Here is a 16,807-nt window from a genome sequence, read left to right as displayed (position 1 = left end):
CAAGCAATATGCTGAGAAGTGATTGTATTTTTTGCGGTTAGCCGAAATTCGACAATTGCGGTCTTTTTGCGTTCTTCTTTTTCTTGTAAATATGATAAAATATGACATATCTCGGGTATATAAAAGGGGGGATTAATTGAGGATGAAGCAGACTATTCCGTCCTCTTATGTCGGGCTTAAAATTAATGAATGGTATACCCATATCCGGCAGTTTCACGTAGCTGAAGCCGAACGGGTCAAGCTCGAAGTAGAAAGAGAAATCGAGGATATGGAAGAAGATCAAGATTTGCTGCTGTATTATTCTTTAATGGAATTTAGGCACCGTGTTATGCTGGATTACATTAAGCCTTTGGGAGAGGACACCTCGCAGCTAGAGTTTTCAGAATTATTAGAAGACATCGAGGGGAATCAGTACAAGCTGACAGGACTGCTCGAATACTACTTTAACTTTTTTCGCGGGATGTATGAATTTAAGCAGAAAATGTTTGTCAGTGCCATGATGTACTATAAGAGGGCAGAAAAGAACCTTGCCCTTGTGTCAGACGACATTGAAAAAGCTGAATTTGCTTTTAAAATGGCTGAGATCTTTTACAATTTAAAGCAGACTTATGTCTCTATGAGCTATGCCGTTCAGGCGTTAGAAACGTATCAGATGTATGAAACGTACACTGTCCGCAGAATCCAATGTGAATTCGTTATTGCAGGTAATTATGATGATATGCAGTATCCAGAAAGAGCATTGCCCCATTTAGAACTGGCTTTAGATCTTGCAAAGAAAGAAGGCAATCCCCGCCTGATCAGTTCGGCCCTTTACAATCTCGGGAACTGTTACGAGAAAATGGGTGAACTGCAAAAGGCAGCCGAATACTTTGAGAAATCTGTTTCTATTTGCAAGTCGGAAAAGTTCGATAATCTTCCGCATTCTATCTACTCATTAACACAAGTTCTGTATAAACAAAAAAATGATGCCGAAGCGCAAAAGCAATATCGTCAAGGATTGGAAATCGCCCGTCAGTATAGTGATGAATTATTCGTGGAGCTTTTTCAATTTTTACATGCGTTATACGGAAAAAACATTGACACAGAATCAGTCTCACACACCTTTCAATTTCTTGAAGAACATATGCTGTATCCTTACATTGAAGAGCTGGCGCATGATGCTGCCCAATACTATATAGAGAATGGACAGCCTGAAAAAGCACTTTCCTTTTATGAGAAAATGGTGCACGCACAAAAACAAATCCAGAGAGGAGATTGTTTATATGAAATCTAAATGGATGACAGGTTTGTTGCTCGTTGCGGTCGGGTTCAGCTTTACTCAGGTGATGGTCCATGCAGGAGAAACAGCAGATACAGAGGGAAAAACATTTCATATCGCGGCACGCAATCAAACATGATGATGACAAAAAAAGACCCTCCGGTTGCGGAAGGGTCTTTTTTATTTCAGCTTCCATTCCTTAATGGTCAGCTCAGAGGACCCGCTGAACACCAATGGATCAGCTTGTCCGATTTCGCGCGCCTCTTCCAGTGAGCCCGCTTTGATGACGTAGGCTCCGCCTGTGGCGTCGCTGAAAGGCCCGAACATTTTTAAGCGTTTTTCTGCCTGCAGACGGTCCAAAAATTCATAGTGTCCGGCTGCATGCTTCTGATTGAATTGATCTGTTCTCGTAGTCAGCATTAAGTACGTATTCAAGAATGTCTCCTCCTTTTGAACTTTAACTTAGCACAATTATCCATATAGCGGTGCTTTTCGTCCTACGAATGCCACCTATTGATGAAAAAAGAAAAAGGAGAGATGATAGGTGAGCATTCAAGTGAAGAAAAATTTGGTTTCTGAGGCAAAGTACGCGCTGAAATGCCCGAATGCGATGTCCGCTGAATATATTACCATTCACAACACGGCAAACGACGCGTCCGCTGCCAACGAAATTAGCTACATGATCGGGAACACCAGCTCGACAAGCTTTCATTTCGCGGTTGATGATAAAGAGGTGATTCAGGGATTGCCGCTTAACCGTAACGCTTGGCATACTGGTGACGGCACAAACGGTACAGGCAACCGCAAGTCGATTGGCGTTGAAATTTGCTACAGCAAATCGGGAGGCCCAAAGTACGAGGCAGCCGAGGCATTGGCGATCTCTTTTGTGGCACAGCTTTTGAAGGAGCGGGGCTGGGGAATTGATCGAGTCAGAAAGCACCAAGACTGGAACGGAAAATACTGCCCGCACCGCATTTTATCAGAGGGGCGCTGGGAGCAAGTCAAGGCGGCAATTGAAGCGGAATTAAACGGCAGCGCCTCAGCGAAAAAGGTTTCTCCTTCTGCGCAAGTGTATCATGTGAAAAAAGGAGATACGCTGTCCGGCATCGCAGCATCACACGGTATCAGTGTGAAAACTCTGCAAAGCTTAAATCACATCACTGATCCAAATTACATTAAAGTCGGACAGGAGATCAAGCTTTCCGGGACTGCCTCTTCCTCTAAAAGCCATGCCGCATCCTCTTATCCGCTGCCATCGGGGGTAATCAAAGTAACGAGCCCGCTGACAAAAGGCACAAAAGTAAAGCAGGTTCAGACTGCGCTGGCAGCTCTTTATTTTTATCCTGATAAAGGGGCGAAGAATCATGGGGTGGACGGTGTATATGGGCCAAAAACAGCAAATGCTGTCAAACGCTTTCAATCTGTCAGCGGATTAACGGCAGACGGCATTTACGGGCCGAAAACGAAAGCTAAAATTGAACAAAAACTATAATGAAAAAAGGAAGCTTCACTTGGATGGAGCTTCCTTTTTTACCTTACATACAAACGGCAGCAAGAACCTTTTGACTGATTTGGCACAGCAGGAGAGTGCCGTGCCACAATAGGATGTTAAGAGTTATGAACAATTTGCTAGGCATAAAGTTAACAAGAAATCTAGAAAAGCAAAAAACCTTCGAGCAATAAAATAGAAAATAAAAAGACCCGGTGATCACCGGGGAAAAGAAATAGAACGTTAAAGGTTTAGTAATACTTTTTATATTCTACTTTGTAATCATAGTCATGCTTGTCATGATCATAACACTTTTTGCCGTGGTCATAATATTTTTTGTCATGGTCATAGTATTTTTTGTCGCAATCATAATCTTTCTCATGATCATCATAATACTTTTTATCGTGGTCGTAATACTTCTTGTAGTACTTCTTTTTGTAAGTGTAATACTCTTCTTTATATTTTTTATAATAACCCATACTAACGCCTCCTTTAATGTTTGATCAGTTTTATTATATGGATTAAAAAAGAGATGGTATGGTCAAATGTATTCGTTATCAAAAAAAGGCTGTTTTCAAAAACAAACTGATAAAAATGGATAGCGTGCCAGCTTACATAAGCCTTTTAAAAGAATGATTTATAACATTTATACTTAATCCACCTGTAGATCGACCGCATAAGGCCCCCATTTAAACGCCGCAGTTTTTCTTTCTAGTAAAATAAGTGCTTACTTTTCTATCGCCTCAGCTGTTGAAAGAGTTGACACATTCCAGCAAGATATCGATAAATCCCTTCATATATCTCCTGATATGGAAATACGATAAAAAGGTTTTCATTCATAGATGAGTAGAGTAAACTGGTGCTGACTGATAAAGGAGAGCGCTTAACATGAAAGATATGTATGACAGTTTTTTATCTCTTTCTGCGTCTGAATCGGAATACCGGATTATTTATGAAGAGAACAGCGGGAGCGAGCATATTGTCATCGGCCCTCACGGCGGAAGAATTGAGCCGGGCGTCAGCGAACTGGTGCGGGCATTTGCTGATCAAAGTTCCATTTATATCTTTGAAGGATTGAAGCAGCGCAACAACCGTTCGCTCCACCTGACAAGCACTCGTTTTGATGAACCGCTTGCCATAGAAAAAGTAAACGCCCACCGATTCGCGCTGGCATTTCACGGCTATCATGATCTGAAAAAGCCGCATACATTGGTCGGGGGCGCGGATCGGATAAAAGCAGAAGCCATTTGCGAGTTGCTGAATGAGGCAGGTTTCAGTGCGGAACTGGTCAGTGAAAAAGACCGGCTGGCAGGTGTTCATCCGCAAAATATCGTCAATCGGACGAAAAGGGAGATGGGGCTGCAGCTGGAATTGAGTACGGCGCAGCGGAGCGCGCTGTTTCACAATTTTGGCTGCCGTAAGGGACAATACATAGAAAACAATCTTTTTTCTCGATATGTGAATGCCGTTAAGCTTGGTTTTTATCGAAGAAGCAAGCAGGACCTGCAATAACTGCCTATTCCTTCATATGCTGTGATTGTTTGAATGCGCAGGGAGGAATAAACGATGTTTTATCATATTAAAGAGCTTCAGTATCAGGCAAAGCCTTCCCATCCGGATCCTGTTTATGCGAAAAAGCTCCAAGAGGTGCTGGGCGGCCAATTTGGTGAAATTAGTGTGATGATGCAATATTTGTTTCAGGGTTTTAACTGCAGGGCGGATGCCAAGTATAAAGATTTGCTATGTGATGTGGGGACGGAAGAGATCGGACATGTGGAAATGTTGGCTACGATGATTTCCAGGCTTCTGGATGATGCTCCCGCTGATGTACAGGAGAATGCTTACAAAAGCAACCCCGCTATTGCAGCAGTGATGTCAGGGATGAATCCTCAGCACGCTATTGTGTCCGGCTTGGGTGCGATGGCATCAGATAGTGAGGGCTATCCGTGGAATGCAAAATACATTATCTCAAGCGGAAATCTGCTGGCGGATTTCCGTGCAAACTTAAATGCGGAAGCCCAGGGGCGCCTTCAGGTGACACGGCTTTACGCCATGACTGATGATCCCGGGGTAAGAGATATGCTGTCATTTTTGATTGCGAGGGATACTTATCATCAAAATATGTGGTATGCAGCGATTAAAGAGCTGGAAGAAAGAGAACGGGATATTGTCGTTCCCACGACATTTCCGCGTGAGCTAGAAAAGCAGGAAGTATCCTATGACCTGTTTAACTTTTCCAGAGGGGATGAAAGCTCACAGGGAAGGTGGGCTCATGGCGAATCATTTGACGGCCGGGGAGAATTCAGATATATACCGGCTCCGATTGCATTTGGTCCGGAACCTCATCTTAAACCGGCACCGAAGTGGTTGCATGATACGATGCCTCCCATGTCAAAATGCTAGTTTCTCTGCGGTCTGAGGACATATGTCCCCAGACCGTTTTCATGTCAGCCGCGCCTTCTGATATTGTACAGTGCTTTTGCTTCCGCTACCTGTAATGGGGGCTGATCTTCCTCATATTCCGCTTTTGGCCGCTTATCAGATAATAAATAAGCAAGCCGCTTCTGAAATTGAATACCTGCTTTACGCCGTTCAAACATTTCAAGTCTTTTCTCAGCAAAGTCCTTTGTCACCCGGAATACCGTCGCAATGGTTGCAAGAGCCTGACTTCTCCATTGCGGCAGTTCCATCTGCAACAGCATAAAGGTTGGCACACAGAAGTGGTACATAAATTGGTTCGCCTGAAATTCCTGCAGCTCCCTGAAGAGCTTGTTCATCTGAAAATGATTGCCTGCATGCTTTAATACGTGGCACAGTTCATGGCCAAAATCCTCCCATTGCTCTTCCTGGGACTTTCTTTGGTTCAATATGATACTGTACATGCCGTCGTATTTCACCATCATGCTTCCCATATCCTCGAAATGAACCCATATATCAAGATCGTTTGCGATTTTCAGCATGTCAATGTGATGGGGAGAGGTGATGCCCAGCCGGCTGTATAAATTTTTTACGTATTCCTCCAGATGTGATAAGTAATCGCCCAATTGAATACTCCCTTTCGAACATATGTTCTGTTTGTAGCGAGAAAGAAAAGCCCGTTTAGGACTAAAAAGTGTGTTGAAATCTTTCCCTTTTCTTTAAAAAATAAACACTTTTTCTTTATATCGGTCTATTTTTTATATGTTTTAGAGAACAGAGAAATATTTATTTGTTTTTCGATTTCCGGTTTTTCTCTTTTTCTTTTAAATAGTTGATAAATTCGATGGCCTGCTGTTTGCTTTCAGGGGAAAAATCCTGCATATCCCGGTATGCGAGCTGCAAGTCCGGATCAGAAAACATATCATCATCAGATTTTTTTTCTTTTCCTGTTAATAAGTAATCCGTTGTCACTTGGAAGTAATCAGCCAGCTTTTGCAGTGTGTCGTAATCAGGTTCGCTTCGCCCGTTTTCATAATGAGAATATCGTGCGCGCGATACACCGATGTGAGATGCGATTTCTTCCTGTGTCCTTTTCCCTCTGAGACTCTTCAATCTGCCGCCTATCATACTATGACCTCTCTTTTTTAAACTCCCTAAGTTACTTATGATTATAGATACAATCTGTATCAAAATAAAGTTATGATAAAAAAAGTATCAAAAATAACTTGATGATACAGAATGTATCGTTTATACTTGGTAACAGTTGATACGAATTGTATCAAAAACAAATCGGGGGAGTGATCACATGCATCCGATTCAAATCGTTTTTAGTGAACATCCGATAGATCAGCGCCATCTCGGACAATCCGGCGGCTCCATTTCTTTTACGGCATGCGGCCTTCCGGTATTCCATTTTGAAAATCGAGAACAATTTCAAGCGTACTTGCTGTTAAAAGAAGAGGTGAAACGCAATGAAAATGGATAAAAGCTATCCTTTTCCTATGTATTCAGGGCTGTTGAATTCAGAACATTATGACAAAATAGGCTCGGCCCTGTGGCTGTTTCTCTGGTTTATCAGCTCAACGACAAAAGAAATTGAAAAGGACGGCGTGAGCTGGGGAATTGTGCTCGGCCATAAGCCATTAAAAGCAAGAGAGATGGCGGCCGTATTCGGTGTAAGTGAAAAAACAGTCAGAAGATGGCTGGAGCTTCTTGAAAGCCATGGATACATAAAGGCTGCCCGCGCGCCATACGGACTCATGATTTCTGTGAAGCACTCTAAAAAATTCAGCTTCAGATCGGACAAAACTGCACACCGCAGCGATAATGAGCGGTCATTTTCGCCGCTGGCACAGGACAAAGAAGACCGCTCTAATATAGATAAAGCAAAAACATATACTGCTGCTGATGATGCAGTGGATCACATTGCGAAGCGGTTTACACAATTACGGTCGGCTCAAGAAGGACGCACCGTGTATCCTTCCTCCAGAGATTATCAAGCCATCGCCCGTATTGTCGCCATCGGCGTTCCCGTAACGCAAACAATCAAATGGCTTGAGGAATGTTTTCAAGCTTTTGAAAACCGGCGAACTGCTGCTTCAGAAACGATAAAGGCCTTTCGCTACTGTTCGAAATTCATCGAAGACCGATTTTTCGCGCAGCAAGCCAAAAAGACCGCCGCAATACAACATGAGAGGAATGAAAGTAATGACAAAACATACAATCGAGCAGATTTTAGACGAGTTGAGAAAAGGGAGACGTCCATTACTGGCGGACAAACCGGCCGAATCAGACGCAAGCCGGTATGATTGTCCGCGCTGCAAGGATCAGGGAGGATATCTCAGCCGGCAAGACGGTCTGGAAGTGTGGACAATGTGCAGCTGTATGGCAGAACGAAAAGTGAAACGGCTGCTTGGCGCAAGTGAAATTACACCTGCTTTCAGACAGCTTGGCTTCCATGAATTCCGCACCCAAGGGAAGCCACAGGCCGTCAAGGACGCGTTTGAATGCGCCAAAGAGTTTGTGGCGGATTATGAACAAATCAAGGACAGCCGGAAAAACAGCATCGCCCTTTTGGGTCAGCCTGGTTCCGGGAAAACACATCTTCTTACCGCTGCGGCCAATGACCTGATGAGAAAGCGCCATGTGCCGGTCATTTATTTTCCGTTCGTTGAAGGCTTTACTGATTTAAAAAATGATTTTGATCTTTTGGAAGCCAAGCTGAATCGAATAAAGCAGGCAGATGTGCTGTTCATTGATGATCTCTTTAAACCGGTAAACGGCAAACCGCGCGCCACTGATTGGCAGCTGGAACAAATGTATTCCGTTTTGAACTACCGCTACTTAAATCATAAACCGATTCTGCTTTCAAGCGAGCTTACGATTGAAACGCTCGTCCGGGTTGATGAAGCGATCGGCACGAGAATCTATGAAATGTGCAGTGATTATTTAGTGATTATCAAAGGAACAGCGTATGACCTGAATCATAGATTGGAGGGCATCAGATAATGTGCAGGCTCTGTAAGACAAAGAAAGTAATTGTTGAACATACCGGGATCGGAGCGGTTTTTCATCCATGTCCGAACTGCCGGTCCGGCAATGATTTAACGCCGGTTATTCAAAAGCTGGAACAAATGCTGACAGCCGGAAAAGCGGGGCTGAATGCCCGTGATTAAACAGCTGGCTGCTCTGTTCGCGTTGCTGTTTCGGGCGAAGCGGACAGAAAAAAACATCGAACAATGGTACAAGGATGATGGGAAGTGAAGCAGATGCAAGAAACAAAACAATTTGAAATGAGTCCTGCGCCGTGGCGTGCTGTCGCAAGCGGAGATACGAAGCCAATTTATATCTATTCTGCTTACAGTGAAGAAGAAAAAGAGAGATTCCCTTATTCAAACGGCCGGCTGATCGCCGCTGTATTTGACCTCAGCTCTTTTTCGCAAATAAGCAATGCCAACTTGATGGCAGCCGCACCTGAGCTGAAGGAAGCGGCTAAAGCGGCGCTGGATTTTCTAAACGGGAATTCCGCTCACTCCAAGGAGCACATCATAAGGGTATTAGAAAAAGCTAACAAAAGTGCTGAACCCGAAAGGAAGGAAAAGACATATGATCAACCCTAAAAAGCTCGTAAATATTGATTCCATCACGCTCGACAGCCAGCTTGAGGATGGGAAAATCCGCGTTATTATAGTCGACGGCATAAAGCATGAAGCCTGGATCACAGAAGCTCCGGAGCACGGGAAAACGCTTGTTGAAACGAGAAAGGGAGACCTTGCCCGAGTAGAATTTGAAATCGGCTACAAATTAAACTAAAGCGAAAAAAGAATACGTCCAAGACGGAAAGCCTGCGGACACTGATCAACATGCACAGCATTTGTGCGTTGATTGGTGTCCGCTTTTTTATTGCACAAATGAGGAGGAATCATAGAATGCAAGACTTATTATTTGAATATAAACGCACATTAAAACAAACAAGAACACAATATAAACCGCTCGCTGAAGCAGATGAATCAGTGCTCTCAGCTGAGGACATGAAGGATAAAAAGATTATCAGAAACATCATCACAGACCTTGAATATGTAACAGAATGGCTTGAAAAAGGAAGACAGCCCGGCATCAGACGGGCGATTGACCGGCGTGATGCGTATCAGCGGCTGATGATCAAAGATCCAAGAATCATAGAATCATTTTCTTGCGATATGATGTTTGAGCCGGACGGACAGGTATCTGAGGAAGACAGGGAGAGAATCCGAGAAGCTTTATCCCTTTTAACGGACAGGGAGAAAGAAATGTTTTTGCTGCACAAGGTGGAATGCTTTTCTTATGAACGCATTGCCGATCTTCTTGGCGTCAAAAAATCAACTGTGCAGACAACAATCAAACGGGCTTTATTAAAGATGCAAAGACAGCAGGAGGAAATAAACCGATCGCTTGCCTGAATGCTTGTCATACGTTTGCCACCTATAAGTGAAAAGAGCATGACACATAAGCGGACGGCATAACCGGCCGCTTTTATGAATAGAAATCCATGCTGGAGGTGGCGGTGATGCCGTAGCATGAAAACACAACAGAGAGAACAAGCATTAGCAATCTATCAGCACCATCAGGGAAATATCACAAACAGGGCCATTGCAGACACAATCGGCGTTTCGGCGAAAACAATCGGCATCTGGAAAAAACAGGACGGATGGAAAGAAGTTTTGTTTTCTGAAAACGGACTTAAGCAGCGCCGCATAGAAAACGATGAATTAAATGAACGGCAGCGGCTGTTCTGCCTGTACTATGTAAAAAGCTTCAATGCGACACAATCAGCGATCAAGGCGGGCTATTCTCCGGACAGCGCCCATGTGACGGGCTGCCGGCTGTTAAAGAATGAAAAGGTTGCCGCTGAAATCAGGCGGATAAAAAAAGAAATGGTGAATGAAGTGTTTATTGAAGCGATGGACGTTTTGCAGGTATATGTCAAAATCGCGTTCGCCGATATCACGGATTATGTGACCTTTGGCAAAAAAGAGGTGCAGGCCGTCGGAAAGTCGGGACCGCTGTTTGATGAAGATGATAACCCGATCATGAAGGAAATCAGCTTTGTCGACGTCAAAGACTCCGGTCTCGTTGACGGCACCATTGTCACGGAGGCAAAGCTCGGCAAGGAAGGCATCGCCATTAAGCTTGCCGATAAGATGAAAGCACTTGAAAAGCTGTCATTATACTTTGATTTGTTTCCGGATCAATTTAAACAAAAAATAGAAAATGAGAAGTTAAAGCTCGCGAAACAAAAAGCGGAAAAAACTGATGACGGCCGCGAGCCAATTGAAATCATGATCAAACGAAAAGAGGACAAGGCATGATTGTAAAAGAAATCAATCCTCATTTTGAAGATTACGTGTTCAATTGGGAGCAGACGTACCAGTTTCTCGTCGGCGGCTACGGCTCATCAAAAAGCTATCATACGGCGCTGAAAATCGTGTTAAAGCTGTTGAAGGAAAAGCGGACGGCGCTCGTCATACGCGAGGTGTTCGATACCCACCGGGATTCGACCTTCGCTTTATTTGAAGAGGTGATTGAAGAGCTTGGTCTCTCGAAGGCAGCCGCAGCACTTTCTTCCCCGCTTCAGCTGCGGTTTCAAAACGGCAGCCGGATCATGTTCAAAGGAATGGACAACCCGGCGAAGCTGAAATCTGTTCACAACATTTCTTTAATATGGATTGAAGAGTGCTCTGAGGTGAAGTATGAAGGCTTTAAGGAATTAATCGGCCGTCTTCGCCACCCTGAGCTGAAGCTGCACATGATTTGCACCACCAATCCCGTCGGCACCTCCAATTGGACGTACCGGCATTTTTTTCGGGATGAACGCAATCAGCGGTTTGTGCTGGATGACAGCGAGCTTTACGAAAAGCGGACACTTGTCAGGAGAGATACGTATTACCATCATTCCACGGCAAACGACAACCTCTTTCTCCCGAAAAGCTATATCAGGCAGCTTGACGGACTGAAGGAATATGATCCTGACTTATACCGAATTGCCCGTAAAGGCAGGTTCGGCGTCAATGGAATCAGGGTGCTGCCGCAGTTTGAGGTGCTCCCGCACGACCGTATTGAAGAACGTATTGCCGCCATCAGCCAGCCGATCCTTCGCACAGGCATGGATTTTGGTTTCGAAGAATCCTACAATGCTGTCGTCCGTCTCGCCGTCGATCCTGATAAGAAATATCTCTACATTTATTGGGAGTATTATAAAAACAAAATGACAGATGACAGGACCGCTGAGGAGCTGCGGGAATTGGCTGAAACACAGGAAATGATCAAAGCCGACTCTGCTGAGCCGAAAAGCATTCAATATTTCCGCCAGCAGGGTTTTCGGATGGTCGGAGCCAGGAAGTTTCCCGGCTCCAGGCTTCAATACACCAAAAAGGTGAAACGCTTCAAAAAGATCTTCTGTTCGGACCGCTGTGAAAATGTCATCTATGAGCTCAAGACACTGACGTACGCCAAAGATAAAAACGGCGCGCTGATTGAGGATGAATTCACGATTGACCCGCATACGCTTTCTGCTATTTGGTATGCGCTCGATGATTATGAGGTCGCAGATGTGAAGGAAACAGCGCAAAAACGAATCCGTCCGAACCGAGAAAGGAGGAGGTCATAAATGCCGCACAATCAAACAGTCAGAGCAACGGTTTTAAAAGCCAATGCATCTGCTCCTCAGACAAAGCAAATTTATGAAGACGACTTTTCTGATTTGTACGGAGAGGATATCATCGCTCCGCCCTACAATATCACTGAGCTCAAAACAATTGCTGAATACTCAACCATTCTTCAGCAATGCATTGATGCGTACAGAGTGAATATTACTGGTTTTGGTTTTGATGTGGAGTACACGTTTGATGTCAACGCCACGGATGTCGACCAGGAGAAAAAGAAAAAAGCAGAAAAAGACTGGGCCAGACTTGAAGCCTTTTACAAATGCCTTCACTTTGATGAATCTGCTGAAATGATTTTAGGCTATGCCATTGAAGACAGGGAAAAAACCGGAAACGGCTTTATGGAAGTGCTTCGCGACGGGATGGGAAAACCGGCTGGCATTGAATATTTGGATGTGAAATATATGCGCGTATGCGGGGCCGGCGAGCCTGTCGAAGTATCTTTTATGTATGAAGAAAACGGAAAAGTGAAGAGAATCAAAAGGCAAAAACGGTTTCGGAAATTTGTACAGATGATCAATGGAAAAAAAGTATTTTTCAAAGAATACGGCGATCCCCGAAAAATGGACATGCGCACGGGCGAGTATGTCAGCACACTGGCTGAAAAGCACCAAGCAAACGAAGTGATCCATCTTAAAATCGGAAGCGGCGTATACGGCGTGCCCCGCTGGGTAGGCAATATCGTCAATTTATACGGCGCCCGGAAAGCGGAAGAGCTCAATTTTATGTACTTTAAGCAGGGGCGTCACGTACCCGCTGCGATTACGGTGGAAAACGGGATGCTGTCTGAAGCTTCTTACCGGGAACTGCAGGAGTATATGAATGACCTTGAAGGTGTGGAAAACGCCCATAAATTTCTTCTGATTGAGGCGGAAGGCATCGCGAAGGAGAAGGACCTTCACGGCGGTGAAGATATCACGCCGGTTTCTGTGGAAATCAAATCCCTTGCGGAAATCCTGCAAAACGACGCCTTGTTTCTTGAATATGATGAAAAAAGCAGAAATAAGCTGCGCTCTGCTTTCCGTCTGCCGCCGCTTTATACGGGAGAAGCTCAGGAATACAACCGGGCTACGGCTGATACAGCGAGAAAAATTACGGAGGAGCAGGTGTTTCAGCCAGAGCGGAAAACGCTTGTCAACAAATTGAACACACTGCTTTTGCCGGAGCTGAATCTTCACGATGTGAGGCTGACATTAAAAGGACCGGACTTTCGTGATCCGCTTGAGATTGCGAAAGTGCTCGGTCCTTTTATTACAGCTGGAGCCGTTTCGCCGAATGATTTGCGAGACCTTGCCGGACGGGTGCTCGGCAAAACGCTTGAGGAGTGGCCGGAGGACATTTACAAACGCCCTGCCGGACAGGATGCTGAAAAGACAAATCTGACAGCACTTATGCAGGAGCTGAAGGACAGCATCGAAGATATCAAAACGTCCTGAAGGGAGGTGAATCAAGCAGGTGGCGCGGGAATTGAAAAATGCCAAAATCAGCTTTGTCAGCTATGTGGACAAGGCGGCAAACCAGACAGAATTTTTCTTTACGAAGTCAGCCGAACCTCCGTCATTTGAAAAAAAAGTTCGGCTGTTTACGAAAAGCGAGCAGGATGAACAAAAGCTCGTATACGGAATTGTGTATGAGCCTGATGTTCCAGATGCCCACGGCGACTATATGACCGCAGAAGAAATTGAAAAAGCGGCGCATGGCTTTCTTGCAGACGCGCGGGAGATTGATATTAATCACAGCTTTGAAGGCGGCACAGGCGTGGTCGTTGAATCCTATGTGGCGCCCGATGATTTTATCATCGGAACAAAACGGATTACAAAGGGCTCGTGGGTGCTTGTGACAAGAGCGTCAGATGAGGTGTGGGAACAAATCAAAGCCGGCATCATCACCGGCTACAGCATGGCGGGCACTGCTGATGTATATGAAGAAGAACCGGTTGAAAAAGCCGGATTTCTAAGCGTGTTTAAGCAGCTGCTGGCCGACAAAACAGGAAAGGAGACTGAAGAAATGAGGAAAGAAGACATGAGGGAATCAATCGAGCATGCGCTGTATCCGTTGCTCAAACGGCTGGAGACAATTGAAAAAAACACAGAAACAGAGGAAAAACCGGAGCAGACGGGAGATGACGAGCGCCTGAAGAAGCTCGTTGAGGACATGATTGCCCCGCTGATCGAACGCATTGAGGCCCTGGAAAAAGCTCGGGGAGCCTCTAAACAGACGGCGGACGATGCGGCCGGCAATACAGAGCAAGTCAAAAAATCAATCTGGAGCGGACTGCTGTAAACCAGTCAAAGAGGAGGAAATCAATTGAGAAATCAAGAGATCATTCGGAAAGCGGAAATGTCGCTTTCTGCTTTAAAAAGCGGCGGGCTCATGAACCCTGCACAAGCATCAGCTTTTATCCGCATGGTGCAAAACACGCCGACGATTTTCAGTGAATCCCGTGTGATTCAAATGGAAAACGATTCGCAAAAATTTGAGAAAATCGGTTTCGGCCAGCGTATTTTGCGCGCGGCTCAAGAAGGAAAGGCGCTGACAACAGACGAACTGACGGTTCCGACGACAAGCACTGTCCAGCTGAACACAAAGGAAGTCATTGCGGAAATTAACATTACGTACGACACGCTCGAAAACAATATTGAAAAAGGCGGACTGCAGCAAACGATCATGCAAATTTTAGCAGAGCGGGCGGCAGTTGATATTGAAGAGCTGATCGTAAACGGAGATACTGCATCAGCAGATCCATACCTGGCGCAGCTGGACGGCATCCGTAAACAAGCAGTGTCACACATCGTCGATATGAACGGTGAAGAACTGTCCAGAGCGACATTTAAAAAAGGCTTAAAGGCTGTTCCGCCAAAATATTTGCGCATCCCTCAGGAATTCAGATTCTATACATCGCACGGCTTAGAAGTTGAATGGAAGGACCGCGTGGCGGACCGCCAGACAAATCTTGGGGACCAGGCTGTTCAGGGCGGCTTGTCCACAGCATTCGGCGTACCGGTAAAAGGGGTATCCAATATCCAGCCGTACGCAGTCGGAGAGGGAGACGCGCAATATGATGCGTCCGATATCATTCTGACACATCCGAAAAATATCATTCTCGGCTTCTCACGCAATATTCGAATTGAAGTCGACAAGGATATCCGCTCCCGTAAGTTCATCATTGTCTTAACGGCGAAGCTGGACAGCAAGTTCGAGGAAGAGGATGCCTGCGCTAAATTAATTAACGTAAAAGAATAATCGAAATGGGGTGGCCAGCTTATATGCTCATCGAACCGACGGACGTTACCGCCTATTCGGTCTATGACCAGGTGAAAAACAGGCCGGAAGAACTGCTGGCGCAGGATATCATCGAGGCGGAATCGGAAGCGGCCCTCATTACAGGGCACAGCTTTACAGACAGCATCTACGACCCGCTCCCTGAAAAGGCGAGATTAGCTTTGCTGAAGCTCGCCCAATACTTTGCGCTAGTAAACAGCGACGAATCAGCCGCATCAAGATATCAGTCTGAGAAAATGGGGGATTACTCCTACACGGTTTCCGGTGAAGCCGGCATTCAAAAGCCCGATGTATATCATTTGCTGGAAGAGTTTATCGCACCGGACTATGTTCCGGAGTCTGCCAGATTGAAGGTGCGGTCGTTATGAGTTATCAGCAGATGCTGATCCATCGCTGTGATATTTATCATGAAACAGCGCAGCCGCCGCCGGCGGGACGATTCGGAATTCCGGCGGACAAGCTTCAGCCGGTCTTTTCATATCCGAATACACCTGATGAAGAAAATGTCCCTTGCTACTTTACAGAAAAAACGCAGCAGCTGATTCAGGAGGAGCCTGATCAAACCGTGTATCACAGCTTGCTTGTCCATTTTCCATTCTCTGCGGATATCCGGATGAACGACAAAATCATTTGGCAACACAACAGCTATATTCTGAAGCTGCCAAAAAAGATCAGACACCATCATTGGGAAGTCATCGCTGTCAGAGATGAAAGTCTATGAAGATAGCGGGACTTAAAAAGCTGAACGCATCGTTAAAAGAAGCGGCATCCGGCGGTTTTTCCCGCGAGGCGTCCCGGTGGCTTGAAGAGTGTGGGCAAGATTTTCTGGAGATCGTACAATCTGAACTCATCAGCACGCAAACGATAGATACAGAAAAACTGCTCAGCTCCTTTCAGAAAGGCTCAGAGGACAACCTCTGGAAGGTACAAAGCGGCGGACTCTCACTTGAGGTCGGGACCCAGCTTGAATATGCTTCTTTTCTCAATGACGGCCACTGGACGTCAAAAGGAGACGATGTGAGATGGGTGCCGGGGCATTTTCAAGGCTCACGGTTTATCTATGATCCGGCTTCTTTCACAGGCATGGCACTCAAGAAAAAATGGATACCCGGCACGAGCTATTGGGAGCATGCACTGCTTCTATATGAACAGATGTTTGCAAAATCAATGGAACATAAATTGCGCCAGTGGCTGAAAAAGATGTAAAGGAGGAGCCGGATGAACAGCGAAACAGGATCGATCATGGCTTTTTTGTACAGCCAGTGGTCTGTTCCCATTTATGAAAGCGAGCTGCCTGATCAGTTTCAAGTGCCGTCTTTATATGTCCCTGCGCCATCTGTTTTTGAAGAAACAGATACAGTCTCCACATTTAAAAAAACCTACAGTCTCAATGTAAAGCTGTTTCATCTTGACTCCGTGCAGGCGCTGGATGAAGCGGACAGGCTGGCGGATGCCATCAGAGAAGCGAGAAATATAGTTCCGCTGCTTAGTGAATCCGGTGAGAAGACAGGGGATATGCTTCGCATCACCCGAATTGAGACAAGGGTGGGAGACAGGGGCGAGGCGGTCATGGTGATCAGGTGGAGCAGCCGATATTATTATCATAAAACAGAACAGCCTGTCTTACAGGATATCGATATGAACAGCGGGGTGAAATAG

At 45.4% G+C, this 16,807-nt stretch carries 24 protein-coding genes and 1 pseudogene; 21 read left to right on the top strand and 4 right to left on the bottom strand.

The genetic code is table 11. The annotated features are described in order from the left end of the window. The first annotated feature begins 136 nt into the window (after nt 1-136). The gene (rapA, locus tag KXD37_RS15375) at nt 137-1,273 is read left to right on the top strand and encodes a response regulator aspartate phosphatase RapA (RefSeq protein ID WP_081638280.1); all 1,137 of its coding nucleotides are present in this window, start codon (nt 137-139) and stop codon (nt 1,271-1,273) included. Continuing rightward, nucleotides 1,263-1,397: a phosphatase RapA inhibitor PhrA gene (gene phrA / locus KXD37_RS15370; RefSeq protein WP_024121047.1), complete on the top strand. Its 135-nt coding sequence runs from the start codon at nt 1,263-1,265 to the stop codon at nt 1,395-1,397. The genes rapA and phrA overlap by 11 nt, the downstream gene beginning before the upstream one ends. Before the next feature lie 41 nt (nt 1,398-1,438). Here phrA and KXD37_RS15365 read toward each other — a convergent pair whose 3' ends face one another. Continuing rightward, nucleotides 1,439-1,693, bottom strand: a complete 255-nt coding sequence (locus KXD37_RS15365; protein WP_044156268.1) for a YciI family protein — start codon at nt 1,691-1,693, stop codon at nt 1,439-1,441. Nucleotides 1,694-1,802: 109 nt separating this feature from the next. Between KXD37_RS15365 and KXD37_RS15360 the strand changes: the two genes are divergently transcribed. Continuing rightward, on the top strand, nt 1,803-2,750 hold the full coding sequence (locus tag KXD37_RS15360) for an N-acetylmuramoyl-L-alanine amidase (protein WP_106020465.1): 948 nt from the start codon (nt 1,803-1,805) through the stop codon (nt 2,748-2,750). Between the two features lie 248 nt (nt 2,751-2,998). Here the strand turns inward: KXD37_RS15360 and KXD37_RS15355 are convergent, their stop codons facing one another. Then, nucleotides 2,999-3,226 carry a hypothetical protein gene (locus KXD37_RS15355; RefSeq protein ID WP_024121050.1) on the bottom strand — a complete coding sequence of 76 codons (228 nt, stop codon included), beginning with the start codon at nt 3,224-3,226 and terminating at the stop codon, nt 2,999-3,001. A gap of 409 nt (nt 3,227-3,635) precedes the next feature. Here KXD37_RS15355 and KXD37_RS15350 point away from each other — a divergent pair, with 409 nt between their 5' ends. Beyond that, nucleotides 3,636-4,259, top strand: a complete 624-nt coding sequence (locus tag KXD37_RS15350) for a poly-gamma-glutamate hydrolase family protein (RefSeq protein WP_106022253.1) — start codon at nt 3,636-3,638, stop codon at nt 4,257-4,259. Nucleotides 4,260-4,313: 54 nt separating this feature from the next. Then, nucleotides 4,314-5,150 (top strand): manganese catalase family protein, encoded by an 837-nt coding sequence (locus tag KXD37_RS15345; protein WP_024121052.1) that lies wholly within the window; start codon nt 4,314-4,316, stop codon nt 5,148-5,150. A 44-nt stretch (nt 5,151-5,194) separates the two neighbouring features. Here KXD37_RS15345 and KXD37_RS15340 read toward each other — a convergent pair whose 3' ends face one another. After that, on the bottom strand, nt 5,195-5,791 hold the full coding sequence (locus KXD37_RS15340) for an ImmA/IrrE family metallo-endopeptidase (protein WP_095713506.1): 597 nt from the start codon (nt 5,789-5,791) through the stop codon (nt 5,195-5,197). Nucleotides 5,792-5,951: 160 nt separating this feature from the next. Then, nucleotides 5,952-6,293, bottom strand: coding sequence for an HTH-type transcriptional regulator Xre (xre, locus tag KXD37_RS15335; RefSeq protein ID WP_106022252.1), 342 nt, complete (start codon nt 6,291-6,293; stop codon nt 5,952-5,954). Nucleotides 6,294-6,471: 178 nt separating this feature from the next. Between xre and KXD37_RS15330 the strand changes: the two genes are divergently transcribed. The 16 genes and pseudogenes from KXD37_RS15330 to KXD37_RS15255 all read left to right on the top strand — a co-directional run bounded on the left by KXD37_RS15330 (nt 6,472) and on the right by KXD37_RS15255 (nt 16,807). After that, nucleotides 6,472-6,651, top strand: coding sequence for a hypothetical protein (locus tag KXD37_RS15330; RefSeq protein ID WP_024121055.1), 180 nt, complete (start codon nt 6,472-6,474; stop codon nt 6,649-6,651). After that, nucleotides 6,638-7,474: a phage portal protein gene (locus KXD37_RS15325; RefSeq protein ID WP_106022251.1), complete on the top strand. Its 837-nt coding sequence runs from the start codon at nt 6,638-6,640 to the stop codon at nt 7,472-7,474. Before KXD37_RS15330 ends, KXD37_RS15325 begins: the two co-directional genes overlap by 14 nt. Continuing rightward, nucleotides 7,374-8,174, top strand: coding sequence for an ATP-binding protein (locus KXD37_RS15320; protein ID WP_082687928.1), 801 nt, complete (start codon nt 7,374-7,376; stop codon nt 8,172-8,174). The genes KXD37_RS15325 and KXD37_RS15320 overlap by 101 nt, the downstream gene beginning before the upstream one ends. Then, nucleotides 8,174-8,341, top strand: a complete 168-nt coding sequence (locus KXD37_RS15315) for a hypothetical protein (protein WP_106020463.1) — start codon at nt 8,174-8,176, stop codon at nt 8,339-8,341. Before KXD37_RS15320 ends, KXD37_RS15315 begins: the two co-directional genes overlap by 1 nt. Before the next feature lie 93 nt (nt 8,342-8,434). After that, nucleotides 8,435-8,785 carry a phage portal protein gene (locus KXD37_RS15310; RefSeq protein ID WP_106020462.1) on the top strand — a complete coding sequence of 117 codons (351 nt, stop codon included), beginning with the start codon at nt 8,435-8,437 and terminating at the stop codon, nt 8,783-8,785. Then, the gene (locus KXD37_RS15305) at nt 8,772-8,978 is read left to right on the top strand and encodes an XtrA/YqaO family protein (RefSeq protein WP_010333893.1); all 207 of its coding nucleotides are present in this window, start codon (nt 8,772-8,774) and stop codon (nt 8,976-8,978) included. The genes KXD37_RS15310 and KXD37_RS15305 overlap by 14 nt, the downstream gene beginning before the upstream one ends. Before the next feature lie 116 nt (nt 8,979-9,094). Next, nucleotides 9,095-9,604 (top strand): sigma-70 family RNA polymerase sigma factor, encoded by a 510-nt coding sequence (locus tag KXD37_RS15300; RefSeq protein ID WP_024121061.1) that lies wholly within the window; start codon nt 9,095-9,097, stop codon nt 9,602-9,604. Between the two features lie 117 nt (nt 9,605-9,721). Then, nucleotides 9,722-10,513 carry a terminase small subunit gene (locus KXD37_RS15295; protein WP_106022249.1) on the top strand — a complete coding sequence of 264 codons (792 nt, stop codon included), beginning with the start codon at nt 9,722-9,724 and terminating at the stop codon, nt 10,511-10,513. Beyond that, nucleotides 10,510-11,811, top strand: a complete 1,302-nt coding sequence (locus KXD37_RS15290; RefSeq protein ID WP_106022248.1) for a PBSX family phage terminase large subunit — start codon at nt 10,510-10,512, stop codon at nt 11,809-11,811. The genes KXD37_RS15295 and KXD37_RS15290 overlap by 4 nt, the downstream gene beginning before the upstream one ends. Then, nucleotides 11,812-13,302: a phage portal protein gene (locus KXD37_RS15285; protein ID WP_024121064.1), complete on the top strand. Its 1,491-nt coding sequence runs from the start codon at nt 11,812-11,814 to the stop codon at nt 13,300-13,302. 19 nt (nt 13,303-13,321) lie between these two features. Further along, nucleotides 13,322-14,149, top strand: a complete 828-nt coding sequence (locus tag KXD37_RS15280) for an XkdF-like putative serine protease domain-containing protein (RefSeq protein ID WP_024121065.1) — start codon at nt 13,322-13,324, stop codon at nt 14,147-14,149. A 21-nt stretch (nt 14,150-14,170) separates the two neighbouring features. Continuing rightward, nucleotides 14,171-15,109, top strand: a pseudogene (locus KXD37_RS15275) (phage major capsid protein); the annotation flags it as partial. Between the two features lie 23 nt (nt 15,110-15,132). Then, on the top strand, nt 15,133-15,516 hold the full coding sequence (locus tag KXD37_RS15270) for a DUF3199 family protein (protein WP_024121067.1): 384 nt from the start codon (nt 15,133-15,135) through the stop codon (nt 15,514-15,516). After that, nucleotides 15,513-15,869: a YqbH/XkdH family protein gene (locus tag KXD37_RS15265; protein WP_095713499.1), complete on the top strand. Its 357-nt coding sequence runs from the start codon at nt 15,513-15,515 to the stop codon at nt 15,867-15,869. The genes KXD37_RS15270 and KXD37_RS15265 overlap by 4 nt, the downstream gene beginning before the upstream one ends. Further along, nucleotides 15,866-16,354: an HK97 gp10 family phage protein gene (locus KXD37_RS15260; RefSeq protein WP_106022247.1), complete on the top strand. Its 489-nt coding sequence runs from the start codon at nt 15,866-15,868 to the stop codon at nt 16,352-16,354. Before KXD37_RS15265 ends, KXD37_RS15260 begins: the two co-directional genes overlap by 4 nt. A gap of 12 nt (nt 16,355-16,366) precedes the next feature. After that, nucleotides 16,367-16,807, top strand: coding sequence for a DUF6838 family protein (locus KXD37_RS15255; protein WP_106020456.1), 441 nt, complete (start codon nt 16,367-16,369; stop codon nt 16,805-16,807).

Source organism: Bacillus sp. XT-2 (assembly GCF_025696525.1).
Taxonomy (GTDB): Bacteria; Bacillota; Bacilli; order Bacillales; family Bacillaceae; genus Bacillus; species Bacillus halotolerans.
Note: the sequence above shows the minus strand (reverse complement) of the source record. Positions and strands in the feature narration are given on the sequence as shown.

Excerpts from the sequence above, each read along its gene's own strand:
- phrA (WP_024121047.1), top strand. The coding sequence starts at position 1,263 with ATGAAATCTAAATGGATGACAGGTTTGTTGCTCGTTGCGGTCGGGTTC.
- KXD37_RS15355 (WP_024121050.1), bottom strand. The coding sequence starts at position 3,226 with ATGGGTTATTATAAAAAATATAAAGAAGAGTATTACACTTACAAAAAG.
- KXD37_RS15350 (WP_106022253.1), top strand. The coding sequence starts at position 3,636 with ATGAAAGATATGTATGACAGTTTTTTATCTCTTTCTGCGTCTGAATCG.
- KXD37_RS15345 (WP_024121052.1), top strand. The coding sequence starts at position 4,314 with ATGTTTTATCATATTAAAGAGCTTCAGTATCAGGCAAAGCCTTCCCAT.
- xre (WP_106022252.1), bottom strand. The coding sequence starts at position 6,293 with ATGATAGGCGGCAGATTGAAGAGTCTCAGAGGGAAAAGGACACAGGAA.
- KXD37_RS15330 (WP_024121055.1), top strand. The coding sequence starts at position 6,472 with ATGCATCCGATTCAAATCGTTTTTAGTGAACATCCGATAGATCAGCGC.
- KXD37_RS15325 (WP_106022251.1), top strand. The coding sequence starts at position 6,638 with ATGAAAATGGATAAAAGCTATCCTTTTCCTATGTATTCAGGGCTGTTG.
- KXD37_RS15320 (WP_082687928.1), top strand. The coding sequence starts at position 7,374 with ATGACAAAACATACAATCGAGCAGATTTTAGACGAGTTGAGAAAAGGG.
- KXD37_RS15315 (WP_106020463.1), top strand. The coding sequence starts at position 8,174 with ATGTGCAGGCTCTGTAAGACAAAGAAAGTAATTGTTGAACATACCGGG.
- KXD37_RS15310 (WP_106020462.1), top strand. The coding sequence starts at position 8,435 with ATGCAAGAAACAAAACAATTTGAAATGAGTCCTGCGCCGTGGCGTGCT.
- KXD37_RS15305 (WP_010333893.1), top strand. The coding sequence starts at position 8,772 with ATGATCAACCCTAAAAAGCTCGTAAATATTGATTCCATCACGCTCGAC.
- KXD37_RS15300 (WP_024121061.1), top strand. The coding sequence starts at position 9,095 with ATGCAAGACTTATTATTTGAATATAAACGCACATTAAAACAAACAAGA.
- KXD37_RS15295 (WP_106022249.1), top strand. The coding sequence starts at position 9,722 with ATGAAAACACAACAGAGAGAACAAGCATTAGCAATCTATCAGCACCAT.
- KXD37_RS15290 (WP_106022248.1), top strand. The coding sequence starts at position 10,510 with ATGATTGTAAAAGAAATCAATCCTCATTTTGAAGATTACGTGTTCAAT.
- KXD37_RS15285 (WP_024121064.1), top strand. The coding sequence starts at position 11,812 with ATGCCGCACAATCAAACAGTCAGAGCAACGGTTTTAAAAGCCAATGCA.
- KXD37_RS15270 (WP_024121067.1), top strand. The coding sequence starts at position 15,133 with ATGCTCATCGAACCGACGGACGTTACCGCCTATTCGGTCTATGACCAG.
- KXD37_RS15265 (WP_095713499.1), top strand. The coding sequence starts at position 15,513 with ATGAGTTATCAGCAGATGCTGATCCATCGCTGTGATATTTATCATGAA.
- KXD37_RS15260 (WP_106022247.1), top strand. The coding sequence starts at position 15,866 with ATGAAGATAGCGGGACTTAAAAAGCTGAACGCATCGTTAAAAGAAGCG.
- KXD37_RS15255 (WP_106020456.1), top strand. The coding sequence starts at position 16,367 with ATGAACAGCGAAACAGGATCGATCATGGCTTTTTTGTACAGCCAGTGG.